This is a genomic window from Paracoccus sp. Ld10, from assembly GCF_045064235.1.
Taxonomy (GTDB): domain Bacteria; phylum Pseudomonadota; class Alphaproteobacteria; order Rhodobacterales; family Rhodobacteraceae; genus Paracoccus.
In genome coordinates this window covers 1-5,547 of the sequence record NZ_JBISHD010000008.1, presented here as the reverse complement: position 1 = coordinate 5,547, position 5,547 = coordinate 1, and the positions used below count along the sequence as shown (strand labels likewise).

Annotated in this window: 8 protein-coding genes; 7 read left to right on the top strand and 1 reads right to left on the bottom strand. The window is 59.6% G+C overall.

Annotation, left to right across the window (positions count from 1 at the left end; translation table 11 throughout):
• The 3 genes from ACJJVR_RS04330 to ACJJVR_RS04320 all read left to right on the top strand — a co-directional run.
• Positions 1-254 (top strand): transposase (locus tag ACJJVR_RS04330; protein ID WP_405401613.1); only part of this gene is annotated, 254 nt, incomplete at its 5' end.
• Between the two features lie 455 nt (positions 255-709).
• On the top strand, positions 710-1,219 hold the full coding sequence (locus ACJJVR_RS04325) for a GNAT family N-acetyltransferase (protein WP_405402548.1): 510 nt from the start codon (positions 710-712) through the stop codon (positions 1,217-1,219).
• Positions 1,220-1,359: 140 nt separating this feature from the next.
• Entirely contained in the window at positions 1,360-1,782 is a 423-nt protein-coding gene (locus ACJJVR_RS04320) for an ASCH domain-containing protein (RefSeq protein ID WP_405402546.1), read from the top strand.
• Positions 1,783-2,646: 864 nt separating this feature from the next.
• On the opposite strand, the gene ACJJVR_RS04315 is transcribed toward ACJJVR_RS04320, so the two are convergent.
• The gene (locus tag ACJJVR_RS04315) at positions 2,647-3,081 is read right to left on the bottom strand and encodes a hypothetical protein (protein ID WP_405402552.1); all 435 of its coding nucleotides are present in this window, start codon (positions 3,079-3,081) and stop codon (positions 2,647-2,649) included.
• On the opposite strand from ACJJVR_RS04315, the gene ACJJVR_RS04310 reads away from it, so the two are divergent.
• The 4 genes from ACJJVR_RS04310 to ACJJVR_RS04295 all read left to right on the top strand — a co-directional run.
• Positions 2,971-3,297: a thermonuclease family protein gene (locus ACJJVR_RS04310; protein ID WP_405402551.1), complete on the top strand. Its 327-nt coding sequence runs from the start codon at positions 2,971-2,973 to the stop codon at positions 3,295-3,297. The genes ACJJVR_RS04315 and ACJJVR_RS04310 overlap by 111 nt on opposite strands.
• On the top strand, positions 3,224-3,382 hold the full coding sequence (locus ACJJVR_RS04305) for a thermonuclease family protein (RefSeq protein ID WP_405402550.1): 159 nt from the start codon (positions 3,224-3,226) through the stop codon (positions 3,380-3,382). Before ACJJVR_RS04310 ends, ACJJVR_RS04305 begins: the two co-directional genes overlap by 74 nt.
• Positions 3,383-3,605: 223 nt before the next feature.
• A complete protein-coding gene (locus tag ACJJVR_RS04300) occupies positions 3,606-3,941 on the top strand; it encodes a hypothetical protein (RefSeq protein ID WP_405402545.1) in 336 nt (111 codons plus the stop codon).
• Between the two features lie 709 nt (positions 3,942-4,650).
• Positions 4,651-5,547, top strand: an 897-nt coding sequence (locus ACJJVR_RS04295; RefSeq protein ID WP_405402544.1) for a recombinase family protein, incomplete at its 3' end; no start/stop codon positions are given.

Sequence of the window (5,547 nt, the reverse complement as noted above, 5' to 3'; positions counted from 1 at the left end):
GCAAGCCCACCGACAATGGCTTTATCGAGGCGTTCAACAGCAAGCTCAGGTCGGAATGCCTGAACGCGCACTGGTTCATGAGCCTTGCGGACGCACAGGAAAAACTGGAGACTTGGCGTAGGCACTATAACGAGGACCGACCCCACAGCGCCATCGGACATAACGTCCCGATCGCCCTGCATTATCCCGGCGGCGCAGCCAGCCCGTCGCCGGACCAAGCCGGAAAACTCCAGCATCCGGCGGTCCAAGGTTAGGGAGCAGCGCACAAACCGGCAGACTCTCGTTATGATCGAGGGACCAACGGGGGGCAGGTCACAAGGAGACTGCAAATTTCTTGGCGCGACGCATCGCCCAGTCCGGCGGCGATGAAGCGGGGGGACGGGGCGTGTTGCTGGGAGATCATGTCGGCATCATGGGAGCCTACTTATAGGGTCGGTTTCAGGGAACCCCTGCTATGTGATGGTGATTCCTGATTTAACTGGAGCTTTGCTTTTTCGGGCATCAGCGACATCCTCCTGCCAATGTCGCTGCAGTGAGCATGAGCGGCTGGTTTGGGGACGCCAAGCCGCGCGTTCGCTGCCCCACCGACCGCCAGCTATGGGCCGCGTGCGCGTGTCAGAGGCAGCCCAAGACCGTCCCTGACCCCGGGACGGCAGATCGACGTGAAGAGCCCATTGCCGTCACTGAAGCCTCGACCTAACCTTACATCATGACGCTTCGAAAAGCCCAGAAATCAGACGCTTCAAGTCTTGCTGCAATCTCTCTCGAGGTATGGATAGGCACCTACTTGAAGCACGGCGTAAGTGCTTTCTTCGCTGACTACGCCTTGAGCGAGTTCACAGCACCGAAGTCTGAGAAACATTTAGCAGACCCCGACCAGTTCATCCTTGTTTCAGAAAATGATAAGGGCATTGACGGTTTTATTCGTGTGTCGTCTGGCAGCACAGCGCCAGTGAGCGGCTTCTCCCACGTGGAAATCTCGACCTTCTATGTCCAACCGAGGCATCACGGAAAAGGTGTTGGCAAAGCGCTACTGGCTGCAGCACTTGAGCGTTGCCGCGAACTTGGAGCCACGTCCGTTTGGCTGACGACGAACGCGGAGAACGCACCTGCGATTTCCTTCTACCTGAGACAAGGCTTTGAACATGTCGGGGAGACCTACTTTCGAATTGAAAACGAGGGCTATCTCAACAACGTCTATTCTCGTAGCTTGGAATGACCACGCCTCAGTTCGACTAGTGGCAGGTCCGTCCTGCTAAGGAGCCGCCAGGGTGCCCCGGCAGCGTCTAGGAGACTTTCTCTAGAATTTAAGCAGGCAATACTTTTCTCGGCGTTGCTGTCACATTGGAGGATGCAGCCATGCCTGCCCCTATCGAAGCCCTAAAGGATCGCTACCCTACGGCTGTCACAGTCAAGTTTGGCGATAGCGCAGCGCTGAGTGCTGCCCTGGTGTCCGGCATTCGGTCTGGCAAGAAAGCGGCGACCTGCGGCGCGCTGCGCGATTTCGAAGCTGGCGAGCCTCTTCCATTGGTTGGGAGGCGGGATATTGTTCTCGCGTGGGACGGTTCGCCGGAGCTTGTTATCGAAACTAACGAGGTTGTTCAGTGCAGCTTTGAAGAAGTGACGGAGGCGATGGCACTTGCTGAAGGAGAAAATGACGACCTTGAGGGCTGGCGCAGCGATCACCGCGATTTCTTTCAACGAAACGGGGGGTTTTCGCCCCAAATGCAGGTCGTATGGGAGCGGTTCACACTCATCGAAGATCTCGCATCGCCAACTTGACCGTCAGCTGCGTCCCAGAGAGCAGCCGCCAGGTCGGCGCTAAGGAATAGGCGCAAGGAGCCCTTTGCGGTCATTCGGTGTCGTGCAACATTTGCCCTGTTAAATTGGGATGATGTAATGCGACTCTTGCCTTGTTTGCTCCTTCTATCCTGTCCTGTTCCAGTTGCGGCGCAAACTTATCTCGCTGATTTTTTAGACGCGCTGAGCCGCTGCCAGAGTTCGATTGAGACGACGACAGGGTTTTTCGACGATGGGCTGGAGAGACTGGATGAGGCTAACGCTGAACTTTCGTCAAACGTTAGAGACCATCGGATCTGGCGCTTCCCTTCGTCTCCTCTGCAGGTGACCTAATCCACATATGATCGCGGTGGTCAGTTGCATTCGACCTGCGAGGTGTCTCTGGTCAAAGGTGCCACCTCTTTGACCTCAGAACAACGAGCTTCATTGCTGCAAAGCTTTACTAATAGGATGGAACAGCAAATAGCAGACGGCACTCACGAGCGCCGCGACGTCATCAGGATACCTCCTATTGTCAATCTCGGCTACGGCCCCTTGGAAAGGGGTATCCATGGCTGCCGTGTGATGATCTCATTGGCGTTCGACCCTGAGAGTGATTTCTTCTCGGCGGAAGTGGGTAAGCAAATCACACACCCTTGCAAGGATTAAGATGAGTGACCGCGTCGTCCCGCATAACAGACTGTGCTTGGTCAATTGCGCCGCGGCAAGCACGAACGTCGGGTCTGGGGAAGCTGCACCGCAGCGCCAGTCAAGCATCGACCGGCAGCTTAGGGCCGAGTGCGTCGCGCGCGAAAGGCCGGTTCAGCTGCTGGTGAAGGCTGTCCCGATCGGTGGGCTAGCATCAACTTACCTGAGCCGCGCGCCTGACATCGTATTGTCGAAATCATCGAGCGTCGGGTGGGGAGGCAGGCAGTTCATGTGCCAGTCAGCGTCCAATGAGCATGTTTCGACTACAGCACCTTGCGTTCCTTTTCCGTTCCGGGCAAGCGCGCGCCAATGGGACGCAGAAGACGTAAGAAAGAAACCAAGCGCCGCGCCGGACCGAAGGTATAGCTGGCAGCAATCCTGACGGTCGGCGCGGTCTTTGCGTTCGGGGACGACGATCCCGTTTTCCAGCGATTGTTCCTGGATGTGGTCAGTGAGTTTGTGCTGGATCGGCCCATCACGCAGATGCTGGGCGGCGGTGCCCGGGTCATTGATGGGGACACGCTGGACGTGGACGGCAAGCGGGTCCGCTTGCACGGCATCGACGCCCCTGAAAGCAATCAGACCCGCCGGCATCAGCTGAGGGTCGGGGAGTGCGGCGTCGAGGCTACGAGGGCCCTCGAGCGGCTGATCGGCATATCGGCGGTGACGTGCGAGAAGCGGGCGACCGATCGATACGGGCGGATGGTCGCGACCTGTGATGCCGGAGGCCGCAAACCTGAACGCCCGAATGGTGCGGCAGGGGTATGCCGCCGCCTATTACCAGTATGGCGGGCGGGCCTATGCCGCTGACGAAGCGATCGCCCGTGCAAGGCGCGCTGGCATCTGGTCGAGCCGGTTTGTCACCCGGGCGGACTGGCGAAAGGGACGGCGTTAGATGCGGCCTAGCGTCACCGCGCCGCGGGCGACGGATCGATCCAGGCCGGCACTTGGATGCCCCAATGGCGCAGCCGCCAGAGACCCCGAGCTTTGTCAGATGCTCTCCCCTGTCGTGCCACGTCGATGATCTTCATGAGGATTCAACGCCCGACATTGACACAGCGACCATCGGGCACGCTGATAGCACCTATGTCGACGCACAATCCCGGACGGACCGACCTGTGACCCTGCACACGCCCGATGACCGCTATATCGTCGTTCGTGGGCGGTTGTGGCGCGCCACCAACCCGCAACTGCCAGAGACAGAGCGGCAGCGCCTTACCCATGACCTGATGGGTGCCCGGCGGGCGGTGAAGGCCGCGCGTTCTGCTCGCGATGACACAGCCGAGGATGCTGCCCATCGCGCCGTAGACCACGCCAAGCAGGCCTTGGCCGAGCGCGGCCCGGTATGGTGGAGCGATGGCGCGCCGGACATGAACCGGAAGATGGCGCGGAACACGCCCTATGCGGAATGGTTCAGCACGCAGCCAGAGGGCGGCGAACGGCCGGGATCCTGAACTGGAACGGCAATCGGTCATCGAACATGGGCATTTGGTCAGCCGGGCACCTTGATAACGATGGCGCCGCTCCAGGCCTCGACAACGGTATCCTTCTATTGTTCCACCGGTGAGGCTGGCTTGGCGTAGAGGATCCATTCGCCATCTGTGCCAGACGTAACCCATTGCCTAACTGGAGGCGACATTACGAATCTGCTGTCGGATGATCCGCGCCAACCACGCTGGTTTAGTATGACACAAAAACGTGATCCCAAGTGGCCCCCGCAGGACCGGATCTCAGAACGCACGCCCACAACCCGTCTGAACGCAGGTCAAGACAATTGTTCCGACTTCCGGATCGGCTGCACATTAAAGCCATAATTCGAAGCCGAAGTTACTGTTTCTTATTGGATTATTTCGGATAGGTGATGGGGCCATGTCGGCCTAACGGTGATTATCATCATGGTCTACCTCAAATATCCCCTGCGTTCCGGCGTCGCGCAGAGCGGCCATGGTGCGAATGATCGCGCGCCTGAAGCTCACTTCGACCTCCCGCCCCTGACCGGTTTCGCACGCGACCACCGTATCCAGGCGCTTGATCTGAGGCAGGGCTCATCCCCACCTCTACTTGACACCGGCCTGATTGATGTCTTGCAGCGCGTGGCGCAGGCCGCGGCGCGAGCCGACCACCGTGAAGGACGCCTATCCACGAACAAGACGAGGTGAGCAAATGACCCAAGCCCCAGCCCCTGCCCTGCGCGCGGTGATCTACGCCCGCTTCTCGACGGACCTGCAGCGCGATGCCTCGATTAAGGACCAGATCCGGACATGCCGCGACTATGCGGCACGGCAGGGGATGGAGGTGGTCGACACCTACTCGGACCGGGCGATATCGGGAGCCAGCCTAATGCGTTCCGGTGTCCAGAAGCTGATACGCGACGCCCAAGGCGGCGGCTTTGACGTCATCATTTCCGAGGCACTGGACCGCGTCAGCCGCAACCAGGCCCATATCGCGGCCCTCTATCAGCAGTTCCAGTTTCAGGGGGTAATGATCGAGACGATTTCCGAGGGCCAGACCAGCGAGTTGCAGGTCGGGCTCGGCGGATTGATGTCGGCGATGTTCCTCAAGGAGCTGGCGAAGAAGACCCACCGGGGACTGAAGGGCCGGGCGCTGGTGGGCAAGTCCGCAGGAGGCCTTACCTATGGCTATGATGTGGTGCAGCAGTTCGACGCCCAAGGCGAACGGATCCGCGGGGACCGGACCATCAATGAGACTGAGGCCGATATCGTGCGGCGGATCTTTCGCGACTACGCCAAGGGCGTCTCGCCGGGCAAGATTGCCGAAGCCTTGAACATCGAGAAGGTCCCGAGCCCGTCGGGCGGTCCGTGGGGCTCTTCAACGATCCATGGCAACCGTGACCGGGGCACCGGGATCCTAAACAACGAGCTTTATATCGGACGGCAGATCTGGAACAGGCTGCGCTACGTGAAAGACTCCAGCACCGGCAAGCGCATCTCGCGGCTGAACCCGGAAACGAAGTGGGTCATCACCGAGGCGCTCGCACTGCAGATAACCAACGACGCGCTCTGGCAGGCCGTCCGCGATCGCCAGGGGGCGCAGAAGGTC